The following is a 20791-nucleotide window of genomic DNA, read 5'->3' on the forward strand; positions in this document are numbered from 1 at the left end:
GAAAGCGTGCGTATTGCCTGAAAACACAACCCGCTACGGGGGAGACTTACCCGAAATCTGATTTATTCAACAAAGCCAAGTCTATCAGTAAAGAGAATGAGAGATCAAAGTGGTCATTTTAATTGAGCTGGATAACGGACATTTCAATTGAGCCTTGACAAATGTTAAGGAGGCTATATTTTACTGTATTCAACTGCATTGCTTGCCTGCGCTCATTACCATCTGCATTCAAGCTTGAGGCATTCGGCTCCTTTATACAGACACTCAGCAGAAATTCGATAGCCGATGTGCTCCGCCACTTTACGCGACGCTGTGTTGTCTTTAGCAATAAGGCAAATCGTTTTCGATGGAAGAAATGTGCTGACATACCATTGATGTACCGCCAGCGCGGCTTCTTTTGCGATGCCTTTATGTTGTGCTGACTGTGATATGACCCATGAGGCTTCAGCACAGTTGTCGGCATCCTCATCAATTCCCCGGTGGAAATGTGCCAGGCCTGTTTCACCAAGCAACGCGCCATTTGATTTCTGTCGGATGGTAAAGATGCTGTAACCGAATACTGTCCAGTGGCCTATATTGCGCAACAGTCGATTCCAGCCTTCTTCCGGAGTAAAACCAGAACCGTTCATCAGGACGGGATCGGCATATAATGGATACCATGCAGCAAAATCAGCGATAGTTTGAGGTCGTAAGATTAATCGGTCCGTGAAAATGGTCGGCATTGTTTTCCGGCTCGGCAAGATACAATGTCTTAGTGTATCGCACCGCGGGTTGCAGGGAAATTGTACTACCACATTCTGTGCAAAGCCCGACATGGTTCTCATGTCGGGACAGATACGATATAACTATTGAAGGCGATTAAGATCCCTGAGCATACGCCTGAGGCATTTGATTTTGTTTTTATCACGAATGGCTGTTGATAATTTGCTCAACTGGAAAAATGTTTTATCGCCAAAGCCATCAATGACTTTGAAACGATATTCATGTCGGGCACTGTCCCACGCATAAACGATGTTTTTACAATGCAGAGAATTGATAATCACATCAGTGCCGACGAACCAGGCCAGGAATACGTTTAATTTTTGCAACTTAAGCGAATCAAGCTCGTTATCCTGGGCCAGCTGGTAGAGCGTTTTAGCGATGCCGCCCTGCTCGTCCTGCTCTTTGACGATGACTTGCCCGGGGCCTTTATTGGTCTCCACCAACCCTTCTATTTTCTGCATAAAAAGAGAATCAGTCTCATTACGCGGCTTGCATTCCTTCAAATCCCGGTAAACTTCACGCAGTTTACTGTTGAACTTGGCAATCCCGGGAATAACGGTCTTAATCAGTAGCCTGCTATCATGCGGATGCTGGAAGACATAACGATCATTACCTCTGGCCAGTAAGTCATCATCGGTCAACACAATCTGTTGCTTCATAGTGGTTTTTTGACTCTTTCGCAGGCAATTATTAACGACCATGCCAGGGTGGCGTACAGGTCGTTGTTTATCAAACACATAATATGCATGCACGATCATTAACAATCAATAAACAAGCCATTCAACAGTATTAAAAATAGTCAGATTAAAAGGCGCATTTCTGATTTAAAGTTCTTTATGACTTAAAATGAAAAGCCCCATAAGGGGCTTAGTAGAAATTTAAGCTTCTTGCCAGCCAGCAAAGACTTCTTTGCTATTTTTGTTAAGGATAACCTTGTTATCTTCTACTTTATCCACCCAGGCCAGCGGGATGAAATGGTGCTTACCGCCCGCTTCCGGATCGCTTTTAGCAAGCTTGATTCGATCCTGGTCATCGAGGTGATCAACAACACCAACGTGAGTACCGCAGCTCGCTACTACCTGAGTATGGTCTTTAATTTCGCTTTTATTAATCATAAAATACCTTTTGTTGGTTGATGTTTATGTAACCCTGTAAAGCATAGACCATAAATAAAAACCTGCATGGTACGTTAGCATTTTGAAACAAATTATGGTGATGCCGCGAATTTAAGCGGTATCATAAACAGACTTGGGTAGTTGCGACGTTATGCTGCATTTTTAAATTTTTTTTGCATAACCAAATTATAACCCCCTTTCCTTCTGACGTTGATTTAATTAAGCGCGATCGCTGTATAAGCCGCGCCAGTCCTGACATCAAGCTGCCTTCCCTTTATCATCAGGATTAATAAAGTGATTATTATTACCAATATTCTTACGCCTCAGGCAATTAATTAACTCCTGGTCTGTTTACCGTTGAATATTAGTTTGTGGTCCTGAGAAATCGTTATCGGTAATGAAAATGCCTACCTGGAGAAATAAGCAATTAAACTCACCTTCAGAGGGATAAATAGTATTGCAGCGACAACGTGACGTCAGGAGCGGGAGCAAATCCCCCGCTCTTAACATTAAACCTAATCCAGAGAATTAAGCTCTTCAATAAGTTCCTCAGAAAGCGTTAATTCTCCTGCCGCCAGGTTTTCGCGAAGGTGCGTGACGGAGCTTGTTCCGGGGATGAGCAAAATATTGTCAGAACGTTGTAACAAAAATGCCAGCGCCAGTTGCATCGGCGTAACCTTGTGGCGTGACGCAAGATCATTAAGTTTTGATGACTGAATGGGCGTAAAGCCACCCAGCGGGAAAAATGGTACGTAAGCGATACCCTCGGCTGCCAGCGTATCAATCATCTCATCGTCATGACGATGCACCAGATTGTAATGATTCTGTACGCACACGATGTTGCAAATTTTCTTCGCTTCCTCAATTTGCGTCATCGTTACGTTGCTCAGACCTATATGACGTACCAGCCCCTGCTGTTGAAGTTCAGCGAGGATGCTTAAAGGCGCTTCAAGCGAACCCTCCTCAGGCTGATGGGTGCCAAACATGAGTCGCAGATTGACAACATCAAGCTGCTGGAGTCCCAGGTTGGTGAGGTTATCTTCAACTGCCTGACGCAGTTCTTGTGCAGAAAAAGCCGGTAGCCAGTTGGCCTTCTCATCCCGACGCGCACCAATTTTTGTCACGATGACTAAATCGTCAGGATAAGGCGATAAGGTCTCCCGGATAAGCTTGTTTGTGACGTGCGGACCATAAAAATCACTGGTATCGATATGGTTCACGCCAGCGGCCAGTGCCGCACGCAAAACTTCCCGCGCGGCCTCCATATTTTCAGGAGGGCCATAAACCCCCGGGCCTGCCAGTTGCATAGCGCCGTAACCAATGCGGTTTACCTGACGATCGCCAAGTTTGAAACTATTATCACGTTTAGCCTGCATGACAGTTGCTCCTTTATGCAAAGTGAAATAACACAATAATCGCTTATTCCTTTGCTGATAATACGGCACAATCCGCATAGGGTGTACGAAAAAGCGAACAATTATGAAAAGCGATCTAAACGATTTAAAAGCATTTATTGCCGTTGCCCGTACAGGCGGATTTCGAAGTGGTGCAAAAGAAAGCGGAGCCAGTGCCTCTGGCTACAGCGAAGCCATACGGCGGCTTGAACTAAAAACCGGCGTCAGATTATTACATCGCACGACGCGAAGTGTAGTACCAACCGAGGCAGGTCAGGCGCTGCTGTCTCGTCTGCTGCCTGCGTTAAGTGAAGTTGAGGCGGCGCTGGATTCGGTAAACCAGTTTCGTGATAAGCCTGTCGGCACGCTAAAATTGAATGTTCCTGGGAGTGCGGCGCGACTGGTGCTTCCAGAGGTGATCCCTGGATTTCTTGCGGCCTACCCTGACGTTCAACTTGAAATTGTGACCGAGGAGAGTTTTGTCGATATATTTGCTGCAGGCTGCGACGCGGGCATTCGTTATGATGAGCGTCTGGAGCAGGATATGATCGCCGTACCCATTGGTGCACGTGTACAACGGGCCGCACTGGCGGCCTCCCCTGAGTATCTGCGGCAGAAAGGCTATCCACTGCATCCGCATGAACTCATGCAGCACGCCTGTATTCGCGGGCGGTTCCCTGGCGGAAATCTGGCAGTTTGGGAATTTGAAAAAGAGGGAGTCTGTTTGCGTATTGATGCCAGTGGACCACTTATCGTTCGTATTGGCGGAGCCGTTGATTTGGGCGTGGCGGCAGCAGTTTCTGGCTGCGGTCTGGTTTATTTGTTTGAAGAGTGGTTACAACCGTGGTTTGACAGTGGCGAACTGGTACCAGTGTTAAAAGACTGGTGGCCGTCGTTTTCAGGTCCTTTTTTATATTACTCGGGCAGGCGTTTTGTGCCCGCATCATTGCGGGCATTTATCGATTACATCAGAGAGATTCCGGCGCAATAAATTATGCTGCTGCACTTCTGGATTGCGTCGCCAGGTAGCCTGCCCATAAACTGGCAACCCACTTCACCCCTTTCGCGGTAAAACGTGCCTGTGAAAAAGTATGCTGATTCTCACCTACCCCTGAGCGAAGCGTGAAGTAGCCCGCCTGTAAGTGGTGGTGGTGAGGCGTCAGCACGCCGCTCACACGATACATAATATTGCGCTCCAGTAAAAACTGGCGGAATTCGGGTTCCTTCGCCCTGAGCATTTTACAGAGTTGACGGAAACCCAGCGAGTCTTCAACCTGTACATAGCGATCGAAAAATTCAGCTTTTGGTGCTGAAAGGGCCAAACGCTGTTCTGCAATCTGGCGCTGTTCATACTGCTCTGCCCACGCACGCGCCGCGGTTGCGGGATTAGTAAAGTCCGGCAGATTGTCGCGTTTTTCGCGTTCCTGCCAGCGGTCAAGCGCGGCGGCGGTAAACCCCGGGGACAACCGCGCAACAGCGAGCAGTGAATCGCGTTTGTTGAGGAAAAATTCCTGATAGGTTTCGCCTTCACGCTCATAAAGACTTACCGTAACGGGCTGGGTAAAGCGTTGCGCAGTCTCCAGACCATTAATAATACGTTTCACTTCGCCATGAGTTATGCCAGTCAGGGTAGCAATCTCGCGGCTACTCATCATGGCAGACTGATCAAGGGTCCGTTGGCTATCAAACGTAATCATCATAGGTTCACCACTCAGTTACTCACAACACCCATGCGGGTAGTTGAAATAGTATACAATGTACTGGTTAAATATCCAGTTCTTTTTTTGAGCGGTTTGACTTTAGTGACTTTATGTCTCTTTCAGCCCTTGTTGCAAAATGGACAGAATGTCCTGCGGGAAAATGGTCTCCGTCGTGGTACGCAGCGCCTTGCGATCCCACCACTTGAAGTGGGTTATTACCTGTTTTTCATTTTCGGTCCAGCGCTCTGAGTTTAACGTGTGGTCCGTTATGCTGATGATAAAAAATTTCTCAATGGCCAGTACTTCTTCGCCGCTGGGTAATAGCATTGCAAAGGAACGTTGTGCGATAACGTTGCCAGGATCATGAGCGATAATCCCGGTTTCTTCGTAAAGTTCCCTTATTGCAGCCTGTTGAAAGGTTTCCCCCTCTTCCACTGCCCCGCCAGGAGTCGCCCAATAGCAACGACCCCTGAGGGCATCCGTTGTATGAGTGAAACGAAAAAGCAGTACTCGCCTGGCGGTATCAATGATAAATAATCTGGCTGAAGGCCGCTCTCTCATGATCGCGTAACCCGCAATGTAGAGGCGGGGAATTTCAGTAATTTGGCTGCCGGGCGAACAGGTCTTCTCACTAACTCACCCTGGCAGTTTGGACATTGATGCTGAAGATCGTGTTCTGCACACTGAATACAGAATGTACATTCAAAGGAGCAAATCACTGCCTCAGCGGAATCTGGCGGCAAATCTTTATCGCAGTGTTCGCAGTTAGGTCTTAGCTCAAGCATCGTAACCTCATCTATTCTCAGGTGAGCTGATAATTTTTATCCGGGAGGCGTTTTTCCGGGACGTCGGTTTCGTCGTTCATTTGCCGTAAATCAATTTCCATCGCGTTGCATATGGCATCCAGTGGAAGATCGTTATTTTCAAGACCAAAGGGATCTTCAAGTTCTTCTGCCAGCGCGTCGAGAGAAATAAAAGTATACGAAATCAGCACTGAAATGAATGGCGTCATATAGTGCAGATCGACGACCAGGGCAAAAGGCAGCAAAATACAAAAGATATACACGGTACGGTGCAAAATTAACGTGTAGGCGAAAGGAATCGGCGTATTAGCGATGCGTTCGCAGCCCGCCTGTACAGCAGACATATCATTAAGACGGTTATTCAGGCTGTGAAAAAGAATATCTGAAAGCGTGCCGCTACGTCGGCGTGTGGCCAGCCACTCCCCCATCAGCAACAGAATACGGTTCGCCGGAGAATGAGCGCTAAGCACCTGCTGAAGATGTTCTGCCGGAAGTAATACACTTAGTTTTTTTTCCTGCGGTAAACGGCGTAACGTCATTCGTAATGAATGCGCAAATGCGATTTGCAGGCAGACAAACTCACCGAGCCGTGGATCGTCTGGTAAGGTGTTTTTAACTTCTCTGAACAATGAACGCGCAGCGATCATCAGTTGGCCCCATAGTTGTCGTGCTTCAACAAACCGGGAATAACAGGCGTTATTACGAAAACCCAAAAAGATAGCAATTGCCACACCAAGGATGCTAAACGGTGCCACCGTTAGCTTGATACCAAGCGTGCTATACCACGGAAGCATCAGGATGACAGCAATCGAAAGCAGAAAGTTAAGCAGCAGCCGGGATATTACTTTTGAAAGCACTGAGCCGTGCCAGACAAAGATAAGCGCCAGCCAGTGTTGTTGCGGTCTAATAATCATTTTATAAATATGCAGGTGAATAATAGTGTCGGCGTTAAGTGAAACGAAAAGTCGCCGTAAAAGCCACCTATTTTTATCGGTGGGCAGAAATTTTATTGGCGAGTAGCCCGGCTTTGTTCCTGTTGAAATAAGTTGATTTGGTAGAGTGGTAATTTTTGTTGTGTATTAAAAGGAATAATGTATGTTGTAACTAATTAAAGCGATGATAAACCCGGCAAAATACCGGGTCTCTCTTTTAGCACAGCGGTTTGACGGCTTCGCGCATGCCTTTAGTCAGGATGTTTTCTAAATCCGTCGTCACCTGCTCGACCAGACCGGGAACCTGAGTTAAATCCTGCTCCCAGTGCTCGCTTACACTAAGCACTGCTTTAACCAGTTCGCCGGTGGTGATCTGCTGATCGCGATGTTTGGCCCACAGTTGCTGATAAGATGTCAGCCAGTGCGCGTCATCCTGCACAGGATAGGCTTCACCGTTGCGTTCAGCACGATAAAACGCAATCAGAGCCGCCAGGGCAAATGTCAGGCGGGCCGGTAATTTACCCGAAAGCGCCTGCCCTGCCAGCAACTGCGGCAGAATACGCGTGCGATATTTGGTCATGCCATTAAGGGCGATCGACAGCAACTGATGCTTGATGTAAGGGTTACGAAAACGCCCGGTGACCGCACTGGCAAAAGATTCCAGTTCATCGCGCGGCAAATCAAGAACCGGGATGATTTCTTCATAAATGGCTTTCTCTACAAAGGCACAAATTTCGCCATCGTTCATTGCCTCTCCGACCGTATCCAGCCCCGCCTGCCAGGCAACGGGAACCAGTGCCGTATGCGCCCCATTAAGGATGGCTACTTTCCGCTCTTTATAGGGCTTAATATCATCAACGATAAGCACGTTGAGCGGGTATTTATCAAGCCGCAGCTCCGTGGCCAGTGATTTAGGTCCCTGGATCACAAACAGATAAAAATGTTCTGCAGTATCAAGGAAACCGTCTTTATAGCCTAGCTCGGTTTCTAACTGCGTCGCTTCATCACGCGGATATCCGGTAACGATACGGTCTACCAGCGTGGAACAGAAGGTATTCGCATCGTTAAGCCAGGTAATAAATTCAGCCGGCAGCGCCCATTCCTGGGCATAGCGCAGAACCAGCGCCTGCAACGCATCGCCATTATAATCAATAAGTTCGCAAGGAATGATGACCCAGCCTTTATCCGCCGCGCCATTGAAATGGCTATAACGTTCGAACAGCAGACGGGTCAGTTTTGCCGGATAGCTGACCGCGGGCGCGTCCTCGAATTTGTCGCCCGCATGATAGCTGATACCGGCTTCTGTGGTATTCGAAAATACGAAGCGCATGTCCGGGTTATGCGCCAGCGCCAGAAATTCATCATATTGCGCATAAACGCTGATTTCGCGATTGACCGAGCGGATAAGACGCGCATCACTTACCGCCTCCCCGTGCTCGTTGAGACCACGGATAATGGTGGTATACAGACCATCCTGAGTGCTCAGCGATGGCGGAAAATCACTTTGAATAGGGCGCACAATCACGACACCCGCATTCAGATCGGTGTTTTCATTCAGCAGATCGATCTGCCAGTCAATAAAAGCACGCAGAAAGTTACCTTCACCAAACTGAATGATACGTTCAGGATAGTTCGCACCAGGGAAATCACGACGATTCAGCGTTTTCACAATAGGGTCCTTTTTGATTAATCATACAACTCAGCAGAATTGGTACGATAACTTAACAGACTTTTAAACCAATAAAACCCCGTTTTGATCAAATCGTGGCGCTATAGTAATAAAAAGTTACAGCCGCTTATAAAACACTGTGGTTGACGTTAAACCGCCTTCCGGCATCAGAGCGTAATCCGGGATCACGCCTGCCTTATGCCAGCCTGACTGCTGATAGAAGGTTTCCGCGCCGCTGCCAGTGGCAGTATCCAGTACGAGCAGCGTCTTATGCTGTTCACTCGCCAGCGTTTCGAGGGCCGCCATCAACTGGGCAGCCACACCGCGACGTCGTGCCCGCTCATGAACGAGCAATTTTGCCACATCAGCGCGATGGGGCTGGTTCTCGGGTTGGGAAACAATGAGCTGAACGGTGCCGACGAGCTGCTGATCCGTATTCAGTGCAGCCAGTAAAAATCGCTCTTTTGCCTCAACACTTTGTGCAACCGTTCGCCACCAGGCGCGCAGATTATTCGGCTCACAGGGAAGCATAAAGCTTACTGAAGCACCGCAACGAATACAGTTTTCAAGAATATCGGTGAGCGCATCAAGATGATGCAAAATATCGGCAGAAGAAAATGTGCGGATGGTAATGGATGTAGCCATGATTGCTCCTTAAAGATGACCACATCACTATCATTTTAACAAATCAATTACACAAGTGGTTATACCATAGGATTTGCCAATGTTACCGGCCCTTACTCTCCTCTTTATTTTTCATGGTATACATCTTTTGATCCGCCGTGTTCAGCCATTCCTGTAGCGTTGAACCATCCTGATTAAATTCAGTCACGCCCCATGAAAACGCCAGCTTCCAGGGTTTCCCGGAAGTCAGGTTGAACGCTTCTGCTTCTTCGACCAGATGTTGCATGGCAATCCATGCGCCGTTCTCGTCAGTATCAGAGAACAGAATGGCAAACTCATCGCCACTGTAGCGAACTGTCAAATCCGTATCACGAAAGGAGTTTTTCAGAAGCATCGCCATTGTTTTCAGCGCAACGTCACCTTCTGCATGGCCAAAACGATCGTTAATTTTTTTAAACCCATCAAGATCAAGCCAGCCTAACGTCAGGGGAACGGCGCGACGTGCGGCGGAGCGAATGGCATAGTTCGCCAGGCTATTAAAACCACGGCGATTAAACAGCCCGGTCAGTTCATCTGTCGTAGCGGCATTGATGGCCGCAAATTCCCCTTCAACAATTGCGGCCAGATCTTTTAGCATATCAAGATCGCTGTGACTGAAAGATCGGGGTTGCCGGTCTACCAGACAGAACGCCCCCGCTATAGCGCCATCAGGCAACCGCAGTGGATAGCCTGCATAAAAGCGAACGTGCGCGTCCCCTTCTACCAGTGGATTATCGGCAAAGCGTTCGTCCTGGGTGGCGTCGGTAACCACCAGCGGCGACTCACTGAAGATAGCATGGCCGCAAAATGAGATGTTGCGGGGTAATGTCGTGATATCAATGCCGTCATGAGATTTGAATATCAGGACGTCTTCATCCACCAGCGTAACCAGCGCTACAGGGATGTCAAACAACCGCTTTGCAAGACGGGTCAAACGGTCAAAGCGCTGCGGATCGCCGGATTCAAGGATACCTGACTCATGTAATGAGGCAAGGCGTTGCGGTTCGTTCACAGGTATGGCCGGACTCTTCATTGCATCTCCTTTTATCATTGATACTTCATTCTATGCCAGGGTTGCGAATTCATCAGTGTGCATAGATACGATTTTTCCCTTCACGTTTAGCCTGATACAGGGCGTCGTCGGCTGCTTTCAGCCAGTCAGTTGAGGACAACATTTCTTTGGTTGCCTGCGCGATACCAATACTGAGTGTTAAAGAAAGAGAATTGTCAGGCAATACGGTCATAACTGACACCGCTTCCATAATCCGTCTGGCAATGTGCCGGGCCTCCTCGTCTGGAGTGTCAGGAAGCAGGATCACAAACTCATCTCCCCCTAATCGGGCCGGAGTGTCCGTTTTGCGCGTTGCAACATGCAGGATTTGTGACACTGTCACCAGAAGAGAGTCACCGACTTCATGTCCAAAGCGATCGTTAACCTCTTTGAAATTGTCGATATCAATAAACATCAACACCGAACTGTGGGAATTATGCCGCAGCTTGATGAGTTCAAATTCAATGCGTTGTTCGAGGAGTCGCCGGTTAGCAATATCCAGTAGCGGGTCCATCATCGCAATCCGCTCCAGTTCGCGGCTGTTTTGCCGTAATTTACGTGCGATAGAATTTGTGAGTACGCTGAGTGCAAAAACATATATAGCGATAAGCGGTAACGTTGCATAAAGCGTTTTTGGCGATACGGCCGGAACAAAAGGCAGTCCCAGTGCTACCCACGTAATGGCGAATGCACCGAGCATCACCGCCACGCCCTTGCGTAACAAGGGAAAGCCACCCGCTGAAACGCGGTCCGACATTAAAATGGTGGCAATGACTACCGATGGCAGCAGACTTACCGCCATCACCGCAATCCAGAACCCACCTGCAGCCGCGTCAAAAACCAGATTATGATGTTCTTTCTCCAGCGGCAAAGCGGCATTTTTAGCCCGCAGATACGCCACAACCGGCCAGATAAAAGCATTGATAGCCAGAAGAATAAATAGCCAGAAAGGACGATGAAGTTCTATCAAAACAGAAAGGATTGGAAAGAAACACAGGAGCGTGCCAAGCGTACGCATCAGATACATGCGTCTGACAAATCTGGCTCCGGTAACCCGCTCATTCTTTATTAGCTTGTCAGATTCGTTCATGACACGATTTTTCCGCTGCGTATGCAGACTTATCTTATTGACGATAAAAGCCGGTATCAAGTGATTTAGATAATTCTTAGCGTCTGACTAACCTCTTTTAAACAATAGCATTTATTACTACTGACGAGGCGGATTCATCTGCACCACTAACCAGCGAAAAATGACCTCAACAATATAAGACTGTTGCTCTTCAGAAAGGGCCTGGTGGCGGGGAATGTGATGCCATTTTTCGAGACATCCGCGACAGCAGGTGGCCGTCGCATGTTGAGCAATAAACACCGGGTGCCCCCGCATTGGCGTTTGCTTACCGTCATTCTGCGGTTCAGCGGGAGCCAGACGGCGAGCCACAAAGTCTGCCGCATGTTGACTGACGGTTTCTGCGCCTTTGTCCAGACAATACTGCCGTTCTTTCAGGCCCAGACGAAAGCGGGAGCGAAATGTTGAACGCGCCAGCCGCGCGAAAAGCGTATCGAAACGATCCATTAAAATACCGAGTGTCCGGGTTGCTGCGTCAGCCTTTCCAGCGCTGCCACGCCTGCAACGGAATTACCGGTGCTATCCAGCTCCGGACTCCAGACCGCAATCGCCATCTCATGCGGCACAATCGCGACAATACCACCGCCAACGCCCGATTTCGCCGGTAACCCGACGCGCCAGGCAAATTCGCCGGAACTCTGATACATCCCGCTGGTAGCCATTAATGCATTGACCTGCCGCGATTGTAGCGGCGTAATTACAGGCTCGCTCAGGTGTCGGGCTTTTCCCTTGTCGGCCAGAAACAAAAAAGTTCGTGCCAGTTCGACACAGCTCATTTGCAGAGCGCAGTAATGGAAATAGTTTTGCAATACGACAGAGACGTCATTGTTAAAGTTACCAAAAGATTTCATCAGCCAGGCAATGGCCGCATTGCGGGCCGAATGTTCAAATTCAGAGCGAGCGACGACGCTATCATAGCCAATATCTTTCGCGCCGCTGAGCTGGCGGACAATCTCCAGCATCCGCTGTCGTGGCGCGCTCAGGCGACTTTGCAGCATATCGCATACTACCAGCGCCCCGGCATTGATAAACGGATTACGCGGTTTACCCTGCTCAAGTTCCAGTTGCACCAGAGAGTTAAATGGCTGTCCGGAGGGATCTTTACCGACACGCTGCCAGATTTCATCCTCCGGATAATGATTCATCGCCACAATCAGACTGAGCACTTTGGAAATCGACTGGATAGAAAACCGTTCACTGGCATCCCCGGCGCAAAAGTGTTGCCCTTCGACGGTGCTGATAGCAATTCCCAGCTTATACGGGCTGACCGCAGCCAGTGCCGGAATATAATCCGCAACACGACCCTGCCCAATTAAGGGTTTTACCTCTGCCAGAATCGATTCCAGTAAATGCGTTGTGATGACCTTCGCCACCTGTTGCTCCTTGTCGCAGGCCATTTTCGGCCTGCGAGTATAACAGAGCTGAATAACAGACGTCAGGCAGGAAGCCGAAAACGCGTTACCGCCAGCGTAAGCTGTTGTGAGTCATCCTGTAGCTGTTGAGAGGCGCGGGACGCATGGGTGACCAGATCGCCTGTTTGTCGGGCGACCAGGTTTAGCGCATGCAACTGACGAGTCATCTGGTGAATGCTTTCACCCTGACTTAACGTCGCATCAGAGATATCCGTTAATAAGCTGCTAAGTTTTCCTACCAGCCCGGTTACCTGTTGAAGATTATCTTCCAGCCGGGTGACTGCTTTTGAGCCATCTTCGATCCCCTGAAGTGAATGATTAATCAGTTGCTGAATAGTCTGGGTTGAGTGACTACTTTTACGCGCCAGTAGCCCGACTTCTTTTGCCACCACGGCAAAGCCACGGCCCTGCTCACCAGCATGTGCGGCCTCAATCGCGGCATTTAGCGCCAGAATATTGGTTTGAAAGGCGACATTATCAATCAGTGTCACGATGCCGCGCATTTCCGCTGAGCGGTCGACAATCTCCCGCATTGACTGATTAACCGTCTCCATCATCCTGTCACCGCCAGACACGACCTGACGCGCCTCGTCTGCTCGTTGGCTGGCCTGCTGCGCGTAACCGGTACTGCCTTCAACGTGTGATTCAAGCGTGGCGATATGGGTGGTTACCTCATCCAGCTCACGCGTCTGTTTAACAGCGTGTTGATACAGGGTCTGATTCCCCTCAGCCAGGTGATGAATATGACTTACCATTGACGTGGTTGCCTCATTAACCTGCATCACCAGCTGCTGAAGTCCCGTTTGCATTTCGCCAATACTCAAACTGAGCTGGTCAATTTCCCGGTTAAAACGACGCACTGGCGGCAGGGGCGCAGAAAGATCTCCCGCGGCCAGACGATTGATATGACTAATAAGCCTGCGCAGGGGGATAATGACCCAGCGTGACATTCCCAGCCAGACCGCCACGGCAATCACTAACAGTAAAGCTGGCGCAAGTAAGAAGAGGGTTTGCAGCGAAGCGAGGCTGTTCATCAGTGTTTGCCGCCCTTCTCCGGCGCGCTGTTCACTGGCCTGCTGAAAGCGGGCATAGTTGTCATTAAAATCGCTTTGAAAAGCCTGAACCGGCACGGCAAAGAAGGCATCAATCGACTGGGTCTTCGCCAGGGCATCCGCCTGCTCTTTAATCGCGCCATAAAACAGTTGGTAGCTGGAAATAAGCGCCTCATCCTCTGGCGGATTCAGGGCACGCCACGCTTGCCACGCCTTTTGTGAATGCACCAGCGCCGCCTGTGCATCGTCCAGTAAGCCGTTCCAGCTCCCCACTGAACCCGTATCACGATCCTGCATAAACCAGACACCAGCCCGGTTGAATAAGTCACTGGCCGTCAGCAACGCCACGCGGGCTTCATCGACTTTTAATTGCTGAAGATGCGTCTGCTGGTTACGTTGTTCATTCTGCCGCGCATTGTGTAGCGAATGCGACAGCAACAATGAGGAGGAAATTTGTAGCGCGGAGAAAAGGCCGATAATACAAAGAATTCCCGCCAGCAGGCCAAACTGACGGGGAGTAATACGCTGCATAAAGCGGCGAAAAATTTGAGTTAAGTTCATCATTTTCATCTATATCAACACGTTAGGCGCGAGTGTAGGAGATGAAAATGACAATGCCATGACAACTTTATGACAAAACGTTTAGCGGCGATCTTTCCATACCGTCTGGATATTACAGAATTCGTGCAGGCCAAAACGGGAGAGCTCCCGACCAACGCCACTTTTTTTCACGCCGCCGAAGGCCACGCGCGCATCGCTGGCACTGAAGCCATTAATAAACACGCCACCACATTCAAGATGTTCAGCAAAATAATGCGCGTTCTCTTCACTGGCGGTTATTACCGTAGCAGAGAGACCAAACTCGCTATCATTCGCCAGCGCCAGGGCCTGCGCCGCATCCTGAGCGACGGTAATGGCGGCGACGGGACCAAACAGTTCTTCGCGAAATGCGGTCATTGAGGGCGTGACGTTTCCCAGAACAGTTGCCGGATAGTAGTTCCCCTTACCTGCCACTTTTTCACCTCCGAGCAATACTATCGCGCCCTGCTGAAGCGTCTTTAACACTTGTTGATGTAGCTCATCGCGCAAATCGGCTCGCGCCATGGGTCCCAGATCGTTATGTTCCACCATTGGGTCGCCCATTTTCAGTTGCCTCACGGCGGCAACAAATCGATCGGTAAATTGCTGCGCAACGCCTGATTCTACGATAAAACGCTTCGCTGCTGCACACACTTGACCGGTATTCTGATAGCGCCCGGCAACAGCAGCGCGAACGGCCAGATCCAGATCGGCATCATTAAGAACAATGAAAGGATCGGAGCCGCCAAGTTCCAGCACACATTTTTTCAGCGCAGCCCCTGCCTGTGCGCCAATCGCACTTCCGGCCCGCACGCTACCGGTAACGGTAACAGCCGCAATACGCGGATCGTTAATCGCCTGGCTTACGCCCTCATTGGTGGCATTGACCCAGCCAAAAACGCCTGGGGGGAAGTCGGCCTCATTAAACATCTCCATAATGAGCGCCGCGCATCCCAGCACATTAGGGGCATGCTTGAGCAGATAACTGTTTCCTGCCAGCAGGATCGGCACCGCTCCGCGCATTACCTGCCAGAGCGGAAAATTCCACGGCATGATGGCCAGAACGGGCCCAAGCGGTCGATATTCAATGACTGCCTGGCTGGTCACCTGGGTGGCTTCCGCTGCCAGCATGGCTGGTCCATGTTCGGCATACCAGTCACACAGGTCGGCAGATTTCGCCACCTCCGCGCGTGCCTGCAGGATTGGTTTACCCATTTCACAGCAGATCATTTGCGCCATCTTTTCGCAGTGCTTACGCAACACGTTACCCAACGCCCGCAGTTTTGCCGCGCGATCATAAACGCTGCAATGACGCCACTGCAGGTAGCCTTTTGCGGACCTGGCAATAGCATCTCCTACCTCTTGTGCCGGGGCCCATGGCAGAGAGGAAATCATTTGTCCAGTTGCCGGGTTGATCGAAACCGCTTCATTTTCGGGTAAGGTCATCGCTTTTCTCGCTTATGCTCTTCGTCACAAAACGCTATTCTGCTACACTCATTCTTTCACTAATAATGAATAATAATCACAAAATTATTCACGAAATGAGAACACCATGGATTTAACCCAGCTTGAAATGTTCAATGCTGTTGCCCTTTGCGGCAGCATTACCCAGGCCGCACAGCAGGTGCATCGCGTACCGTCCAATTTGACCACGCGTATTCGTCAGCTGGAAGCCGATCTGGGTGTTGACCTGTTTATTCGTGAAAATCAACGTCTGCGCCTGTCACCTGCTGGCCACAATTTTTTACGCTACAGCCAGCAAATTCTCGCGCTGGTAGAAGAGGCGCGCGAGGTGGTCGCCGGTGATGAGCCACAGGGCCTGTTTTCACTCGGTTCGCTGGAAAGCACCGCCGCCGTACGCATTCCCTCTCTCCTGGCACAATACACGCAGCGCTACCCTAAAATTCAGTTTGACCTCGCTACAGGACCATCAGGAACTATGCTCGATGCTGTGCTGGCTGGCTCGCTAAATGCGGCTTTCGTTGATGGTCCGCTGGTGCATCCGGTTCTTGAAGGCATGCCGGTTTACCAGGAAGAAATGATGATTGTTGCGCCACCAGGACACGCCCCCATCTCACGGGCCAGAGACGTTAACGGCGTTACGGTTTATGCCTTTCGCGCTAACTGCTCTTATCGCCGCCATTTTGAAAACTGGTTTCACGCTGACCGTGCGACTCCGGGAACAATCCATGAAATGGAGTCCTATCACGGCATGCTGGCCTGTGTTATTGCCGGCGCAGGACTGGCCCTCATCCCTCGTTCAATGCTGGAAACTATGCCGGCTTGTCACCAGGTCGCCGCATGGCCTCTGGCAGATAACTGGCGCTGGCTGACCACATGGCTGGTGTGGCGGCGTGAAGGAATGACCCGATCGCTGGAAGCGTTCATTGAGATGGTTAAAATGTCTTTACCCGGGACACTGCCATAGGATTATCATATAGATAACGCCATGTTATTGCGTTACCGCTGTTTTCAGCAGTAGGTTTACTTTTTGTTCTCACGATTAACGGATTAACCATGAACACCAAAGCACGTAAAGTGATGATTATCGGCTCGGGTAACGTCGGCGCTTCTGCCGCCTATGCCCTGTTAAATCAAAATATTTGTGAAGAGCTGATTTTAGTCGATCTGAATAAAGCGCTGGTAGAAGGCCATGTGCAGGACCTCAGCGACGCCGCGGCCTATATGCCAGGCATGATGACCATTTCCACGCGTGACGCCAGCGACTGTGCCGACGTTGACATTGCCGTCATTACGGTCTCTGGCGGTGCGCTGAAGCCGGGGCAGACGCGTCTTGATGAGCTAACCAACACGGCAAAGATCGTTAAAAGTATTGTGCCGCAAATGATGGCTGGTGGCTTTAACGGCATCTTTCTTATCGCCACGAATCCCTGCGATATCATCACCTGGCAGGTATGGAAGCTCTCGGGTCTGCCAGCTAATCAGGTGATTGGCACCGGCGTCTGGCTTGATACCACGCGGTTACGCCGCACGCTGGCCCAGCAACTGGATATCGGCGCGCAAAGTATTGATGCATTTATTTTGGGTGAACACGGGGATACTCAGTTCCCGGTCTGGTCGCATTCGTCTGTGTACGGTTCTCCAATTGGCAGTGTGTATCAGCGGCACACTGGCAAAACACTCGACCGCGAGCAACTGGCGGAAAAAGTACGTAAACTTGGCTTCGAAATATATGCAGGCAAAGGCTGTACCGAATACGGCATCGCCGGCACCATCGCCGAAATTTGCCGCAATATTTTTACCGGGAGTCACCGGGCGCTGGCAATATCCTGCATTCTGCAGGGTGAATACGGTGTGCGTGATGTCGCCATCGGCGTGCCGGCAGTGCTGGCACAAAGTGGTGTTCAGCAGATCATTGAACTGCATCTTGCTGATGATGAGCTGGCAAAATTTCGCCATTCAGCCAGTGTCATTCAGGCAAATATTGCCCGCCTGCCGTAGATTGCGGTTATTGCGCAATCGTCAGCCGGGGGGATATCCCGGCTAACAAATCACGAGCGACGTCATCCAGATGGTGATCGGTAACAATATCGGTTAAAGAATCCAGATGCGCGATATTAAATAAAGACCACGCCCCATATTTTGAACTGTCTGCCAGCAGCACTTTACGTCGGGCGTTAGCAATAAGGTCGCGTTTAAGCGCGGCCTTCTCTTCAGTTGGTGACGTCACGCCTTTTTCCAGATCCCACCCGTTGCAACTGACAAAAGCCACATCCGGCCAGATGTTTTGCAAAAGCTTGCGGCCATGATCGCCAATACAGGACTGGCTGGTATCATCAATGCGCCCGCCAATAATGGTCACTTCAATCTGTTTAAATTCAGAGAGAAAAAGTGCGATATGCAGGTCGCTTGTGATCACCCGTAACGGTAAATGGGTGATCTGCCGGGCCAGTTCGATCATGGTTGTTCCGGCATCAAGTACCACTGAATCTCCCGCACGGATAAACGCCGCCGCCGCGCTGGCGATGGCGTATTTCTCAGCCAGATTACGCTGGGATTTTTCAAGGGTGGTTGGCTGTGCGGGAATAAATCGGTTGAGCGTTACGCCACCGTGAGTACGGCTGATAACCCCTTCCTGATCGAGCTTAATCAGATCGCGACGAATGGTAGCCGGCGAAGCGGCAGTCGCCACCACCAGCTGATCGACCGTGACCAGATTATGGCCTTTCAGGTAGTCCATAATTTGCTCTAACCGATTATATCCTTTCATATTATTCCCTGGCGATTTCCATGGCTAACTGAATAGAGATCGCCATGCTCTCAGACTTGGCTTTTCCTGTCCAGGCAATATCGAATGCCGTCCCGTGGTCTGCCGAAGTACGGATAAATGGCAGCCCGGCCGTGATATTAACCCCGTCGTAAAATCCTAAGAGTTTTAAAGGAATATGCCCCTGGTCGTGATACATCGCCACCACCATGTCGTACATTCCTTCATGACATTGCATGAACACCGTATCTGGTGGACAAGGCCCGGTCACCTTCAGCCCGCGGGATTTCATGTTTTCAATAGCTGGCATCAGAATACGGATCTCTTCATCGCCAAACAGTCCGTTCTCACCGGCATGCGGGTTAACACCAGCGACTGCAATACGCGGCTGCGCAAAGCCTACTCGCCGCAAGAAAGTGTCGGCCACAGCGATAACCGTTTCAACCCGCTCCTGACTGAGTGTATCCAGAAATTTACGCAGTGAAATATGCGTGGTGATATGGATAACTTTAAGTTTGTCGGTATAGAGCACCATCGCATAATCTTTGCTGTGGGTGAGCTGAGCCAGCAGTTCCGTATGTCCGGGATAGTGATGCCCGGCAAGATGTAACGCTTCTTTGTTCAGAGGTGCGGTGGCAATCGCACTCACTTCACCTGCCAGCGCCAGTGCAGTGGCGCGTTTGACACATCGATAAGCCAAATCACCTGCCTGAACCTGCACCCGGCCTGGCTGCAGTCCTTCGGGATCGCTCAGCGGTTCATCCAGCACGTTAATCACCCCGGCAGCAAAGCGGGCCTGAGAAACCTCATTGATGACATTAAGTTCAGCGCAACCCGTGATCTTCATGGCCAGAATACGCCGCAAAAGCTGTGCGCAGCCAATAACCACCACAGGTGCCCCGGAAAGCTCCCCTTCCGTTAATGATTTGATGATAATTTCTGGTCCAATACCTGCCGGGTCACCCATTGTTACCGCAATAATGTTAGTCACTCAGTTTCTCCTCAATAAAATGCAAAACGTCTAAGAGCGTGGTTTCATCGCCAAAACCTCCCGCCTTTGTCATTACCCGGCAGGACAGCTGGCAGCCGGTAAATTGCCCCCACGGCACATACCCTGCCAGGCGTCCCTGGATACGAAAACCTGTCGCCCCCAGCGCTCGGGCGACGGCAATAGCAATATCTCCGCCGGAAAGATAAAGGCCGTCGGGGTGTTCTTCGTTCATCACCTCCCGGGCAAGTGCGCCCAGAAAGGTACAAATTCGCTCTCCTATGTCGGCGCGGGTCATATTGAGTTCAGCGCACAGCACGGCGATCTTTTCCCGGGAGGCTGCTTCTACCTGGGTTTGAATAATGCAATGGCGATTGTTTCTCAGCGCAGCGATGGCCCGCTGCGTCCAGCGTTCGCTATTGCCCTCAATGGCGTCGGACAGTGGGATCACCAGCCGGGTCACCCGAGGATGACCTTCAGCCCGAAGGATTTGCTTTTGCGCAATTTCACTCATCGATCCCACTACAGCCAGCACCTTTTGTTGCGAAGGTTGACGCAAATGCCGGACCAGCGCATCGCATAACCCTCCTGACCCAATGAGCAAAGGCCGCGTCGCCGTTTCATTTACTGAATGGATAATATTGTCCAAATCGAGGTCGGTTTCGGCGTCCACCACCAGTAGCTGACGGGGCGTGGTCTGCGACATATTTCGGGCAAGCCAGCCGGCCAGTTCGGTTGACTTCAGTTGCGTGCAGGGAATTTTGCTTTGTAAGCCGACCAACGTGATGAGATCTGAAGACGTAACCGGCGTTTTGGGATCGGTAGCAAATTCCGTCAATTCCAGTGCGACACCGTTTACAAAGCAGCGCCCCTCCCGGGTAATACGACCAGCCGAAGGGTATGCCGGAGCCAGTATCGCCAGCGTTGAACCTGTTGCCCGCATCATGGCATCAATCTCAGTACCAATATTGCCGCGCAAAGTAGAGTCTATTTTTTTGATAGTCCAGTCAGCATGGAATGCGCGCAGCGCGTGGTGTAACAGCGAAGCAATACGGCTGGCGGCGTCGTCAGGTGCCAGAGCACGGCTGTCACTATTAACAATGAGTGCCTGCGCTTCCACTCCCTGGGGGTGGTCAAAGACAACCTCCACCGTCGCCCCCACCTCTGCCAGGCTGACGCCTGCATCATTAGCCCCGGTAAAGTCATCGGCCAGCACCAGGATGTTGTGTGTGAAGAAACGCATTATTTTTTCTCTGTCTCATCATTGTGGATTATGATTATATTCAATCACAATTGATTAAATGTGAGCAAGATCAA

Annotated in this window: 22 protein-coding genes; 3 read left to right on the top strand and 19 right to left on the bottom strand. The window is 50.4% G+C overall.

All coding sequences use genetic code 11. The annotated features are described in order from the left end of the window. Positions 1-215: 215 nt before the first annotated feature. From CHU32_RS03880 to CHU32_RS03895, 4 genes are all read right to left on the bottom strand, one after another. Entirely contained in the window at positions 216-722 is a 507-nt protein-coding gene (locus CHU32_RS03880; protein WP_176691611.1) for a GNAT family N-acetyltransferase, read from the bottom strand. Between the two features lie 123 nt (positions 723-845). Then, positions 846-1499 carry a YrbL family protein gene (locus CHU32_RS03885; RefSeq protein ID WP_245880179.1) on the bottom strand — a complete coding sequence of 218 codons (654 nt, stop codon included), beginning with the start codon at positions 1497-1499 and terminating at the stop codon, positions 846-848. Positions 1500-1640: 141 nt separating this feature from the next. Continuing rightward, the gene (locus CHU32_RS03890) at positions 1641-1877 is read right to left on the bottom strand and encodes a DUF2171 domain-containing protein (protein ID WP_103674485.1); all 237 of its coding nucleotides are present in this window, start codon (positions 1875-1877) and stop codon (positions 1641-1643) included. 515 nt (positions 1878-2392) lie between these two features. Continuing rightward, complete coding sequence (locus tag CHU32_RS03895; RefSeq protein ID WP_103674486.1) at positions 2393-3253, bottom strand: aldo/keto reductase family oxidoreductase; 861 nt, start codon at positions 3251-3253, stop codon at positions 2393-2395. Positions 3254-3356: 103 nt separating this feature from the next. On the opposite strand from CHU32_RS03895, the gene CHU32_RS03900 reads away from it, so the two are divergent. Continuing rightward, positions 3357-4262, top strand: a complete 906-nt coding sequence (locus CHU32_RS03900; protein WP_103674487.1) for a LysR family transcriptional regulator — start codon at positions 3357-3359, stop codon at positions 4260-4262. A gap of 1 nt (position 4263) precedes the next feature. Here CHU32_RS03900 and CHU32_RS03905 read toward each other — a convergent pair whose 3' ends face one another. The 12 genes from CHU32_RS03905 to sad all read right to left on the bottom strand — a co-directional run bounded on the left by CHU32_RS03905 (position 4264) and on the right by sad (position 15704). Then, positions 4264-4971: a phage antirepressor KilAC domain-containing protein gene (locus tag CHU32_RS03905; protein WP_103674488.1), complete on the bottom strand. Its 708-nt coding sequence runs from the start codon at positions 4969-4971 to the stop codon at positions 4264-4266. Between the two features lie 108 nt (positions 4972-5079). Further along, positions 5080-5532, bottom strand: coding sequence for an NUDIX hydrolase (locus CHU32_RS03910; RefSeq protein ID WP_103674489.1), 453 nt, complete (start codon positions 5530-5532; stop codon positions 5080-5082). Then, positions 5529-5756 (bottom strand): DUF1272 domain-containing protein, encoded by a 228-nt coding sequence (locus tag CHU32_RS03915; RefSeq protein WP_103674490.1) that lies wholly within the window; start codon positions 5754-5756, stop codon positions 5529-5531. Before CHU32_RS03915 ends, CHU32_RS03910 begins: the two co-directional genes overlap by 4 nt. Positions 5757-5773: 17 nt before the next feature. Beyond that, complete coding sequence (locus CHU32_RS03920) at positions 5774-6688, bottom strand: bestrophin family protein (protein WP_103674491.1); 915 nt, start codon at positions 6686-6688, stop codon at positions 5774-5776. 235 nt (positions 6689-6923) lie between these two features. Continuing rightward, a complete protein-coding gene (locus CHU32_RS03925) occupies positions 6924-8375 on the bottom strand; it encodes a tagaturonate reductase (RefSeq protein WP_103674492.1) in 1452 nt (483 codons plus the stop codon). A gap of 117 nt (positions 8376-8492) precedes the next feature. After that, positions 8493-9020: a GNAT family N-acetyltransferase gene (locus tag CHU32_RS03930; RefSeq protein ID WP_103674493.1), complete on the bottom strand. Its 528-nt coding sequence runs from the start codon at positions 9018-9020 to the stop codon at positions 8493-8495. Between the two features lie 82 nt (positions 9021-9102). Beyond that, positions 9103-10071, bottom strand: a complete 969-nt coding sequence (locus CHU32_RS03935) for a sensor domain-containing diguanylate cyclase (RefSeq protein WP_103674494.1) — start codon at positions 10069-10071, stop codon at positions 9103-9105. A 52-nt stretch (positions 10072-10123) separates the two neighbouring features. Then, positions 10124-11116, bottom strand: a complete 993-nt coding sequence (locus CHU32_RS03940; RefSeq protein WP_103674495.1) for a diguanylate cyclase — start codon at positions 11114-11116, stop codon at positions 10124-10126. Positions 11117-11296: 180 nt separating this feature from the next. After that, on the bottom strand, positions 11297-11662 hold the full coding sequence (locus CHU32_RS03945; RefSeq protein ID WP_103674496.1) for a DUF4186 domain-containing protein: 366 nt from the start codon (positions 11660-11662) through the stop codon (positions 11297-11299). Beyond that, positions 11662-12588, bottom strand: a complete 927-nt coding sequence (gene glsB, locus CHU32_RS03950) for a glutaminase B (protein ID WP_103674754.1) — start codon at positions 12586-12588, stop codon at positions 11662-11664. Before glsB ends, CHU32_RS03945 begins: the two co-directional genes overlap by 1 nt. 62 nt (positions 12589-12650) lie before the next feature. Further along, positions 12651-14240 (bottom strand): methyl-accepting chemotaxis protein, encoded by a 1590-nt coding sequence (locus CHU32_RS03955; protein ID WP_103674497.1) that lies wholly within the window; start codon positions 14238-14240, stop codon positions 12651-12653. 81 nt (positions 14241-14321) lie between these two features. Then, entirely contained in the window at positions 14322-15704 is a 1383-nt protein-coding gene (gene sad, locus CHU32_RS03960) for a succinate-semialdehyde dehydrogenase (protein ID WP_103674498.1), read from the bottom strand. A 106-nt stretch (positions 15705-15810) separates the two neighbouring features. Between sad and ptrR the strand changes: the two genes are divergently transcribed. Together ptrR and CHU32_RS03970 are read left to right on the top strand one after the other, a co-directional pair. Further along, on the top strand, positions 15811-16686 hold the full coding sequence (gene ptrR, locus CHU32_RS03965; RefSeq protein WP_103674499.1) for a putrescine utilization regulator PtrR: 876 nt from the start codon (positions 15811-15813) through the stop codon (positions 16684-16686). Between the two features lie 89 nt (positions 16687-16775). Then, the gene (locus CHU32_RS03970) at positions 16776-17720 is read left to right on the top strand and encodes an L-lactate dehydrogenase (RefSeq protein ID WP_103674500.1); all 945 of its coding nucleotides are present in this window, start codon (positions 16776-16778) and stop codon (positions 17718-17720) included. 7 nt (positions 17721-17727) lie between these two features. Here the strand turns inward: CHU32_RS03970 and CHU32_RS03975 are convergent, their stop codons facing one another. The 3 genes from CHU32_RS03975 to dtnK are packed head-to-tail and all read right to left on the bottom strand — an operon-like array spanning position 17728 to position 20717. Further along, positions 17728-18489, bottom strand: a complete 762-nt coding sequence (locus CHU32_RS03975) for a DeoR/GlpR family DNA-binding transcription regulator (protein WP_103674501.1) — start codon at positions 18487-18489, stop codon at positions 17728-17730. Between the two features lies 1 nt (position 18490). Continuing rightward, positions 18491-19477 (bottom strand): D-threonate 4-phosphate dehydrogenase, encoded by a 987-nt coding sequence (locus tag CHU32_RS03980; protein ID WP_103674502.1) that lies wholly within the window; start codon positions 19475-19477, stop codon positions 18491-18493. After that, positions 19470-20717 (bottom strand): D-threonate kinase, encoded by a 1248-nt coding sequence (gene dtnK, locus CHU32_RS03985; protein WP_103674503.1) that lies wholly within the window; start codon positions 20715-20717, stop codon positions 19470-19472. Before dtnK ends, CHU32_RS03980 begins: the two co-directional genes overlap by 8 nt. Between the last annotated feature and the right edge of the window lie 74 nt (positions 20718-20791).

The organism is Superficieibacter electus, from assembly GCF_002915575.1.
GTDB classification, from domain to species: Bacteria; Pseudomonadota; Gammaproteobacteria; order Enterobacterales; family Enterobacteriaceae; genus Superficieibacter; species Superficieibacter electus.

Excerpts from the sequence above, each read along its gene's own strand:
- CHU32_RS03880 (WP_176691611.1), bottom strand. The coding sequence starts at position 722 with ATGCCGACCATTTTCACGGACCGATTAATCTTACGACCTCAAACTATC.
- CHU32_RS03890 (WP_103674485.1), bottom strand. The coding sequence starts at position 1,877 with ATGATTAATAAAAGCGAAATTAAAGACCATACTCAGGTAGTAGCGAGC.
- CHU32_RS03895 (WP_103674486.1), bottom strand. The coding sequence starts at position 3,253 with ATGCAGGCTAAACGTGATAATAGTTTCAAACTTGGCGATCGTCAGGTA.
- CHU32_RS03900 (WP_103674487.1), top strand. The coding sequence starts at position 3,357 with ATGAAAAGCGATCTAAACGATTTAAAAGCATTTATTGCCGTTGCCCGT.
- CHU32_RS03905 (WP_103674488.1), bottom strand. The coding sequence starts at position 4,971 with ATGATGATTACGTTTGATAGCCAACGGACCCTTGATCAGTCTGCCATG.
- CHU32_RS03910 (WP_103674489.1), bottom strand. The coding sequence starts at position 5,532 with ATGAGAGAGCGGCCTTCAGCCAGATTATTTATCATTGATACCGCCAGG.
- CHU32_RS03915 (WP_103674490.1), bottom strand. The coding sequence starts at position 5,756 with ATGCTTGAGCTAAGACCTAACTGCGAACACTGCGATAAAGATTTGCCG.
- CHU32_RS03920 (WP_103674491.1), bottom strand. The coding sequence starts at position 6,688 with ATGATTATTAGACCGCAACAACACTGGCTGGCGCTTATCTTTGTCTGG.
- CHU32_RS03930 (WP_103674493.1), bottom strand. The coding sequence starts at position 9,020 with ATGGCTACATCCATTACCATCCGCACATTTTCTTCTGCCGATATTTTG.
- CHU32_RS03935 (WP_103674494.1), bottom strand. The coding sequence starts at position 10,071 with ATGAAGAGTCCGGCCATACCTGTGAACGAACCGCAACGCCTTGCCTCA.
- CHU32_RS03940 (WP_103674495.1), bottom strand. The coding sequence starts at position 11,116 with ATGTATCTGATGCGTACGCTTGGCACGCTCCTGTGTTTCTTTCCAATC.
- CHU32_RS03945 (WP_103674496.1), bottom strand. The coding sequence starts at position 11,662 with ATGGATCGTTTCGATACGCTTTTCGCGCGGCTGGCGCGTTCAACATTT.
- CHU32_RS03955 (WP_103674497.1), bottom strand. The coding sequence starts at position 14,240 with ATGAACTTAACTCAAATTTTTCGCCGCTTTATGCAGCGTATTACTCCC.
- sad (WP_103674498.1), bottom strand. The coding sequence starts at position 15,704 with ATGACCTTACCCGAAAATGAAGCGGTTTCGATCAACCCGGCAACTGGA.
- ptrR (WP_103674499.1), top strand. The coding sequence starts at position 15,811 with ATGGATTTAACCCAGCTTGAAATGTTCAATGCTGTTGCCCTTTGCGGC.
- CHU32_RS03970 (WP_103674500.1), top strand. The coding sequence starts at position 16,776 with ATGAACACCAAAGCACGTAAAGTGATGATTATCGGCTCGGGTAACGTC.
- CHU32_RS03975 (WP_103674501.1), bottom strand. The coding sequence starts at position 18,489 with ATGAAAGGATATAATCGGTTAGAGCAAATTATGGACTACCTGAAAGGC.
- dtnK (WP_103674503.1), bottom strand. The coding sequence starts at position 20,717 with ATGCGTTTCTTCACACACAACATCCTGGTGCTGGCCGATGACTTTACC.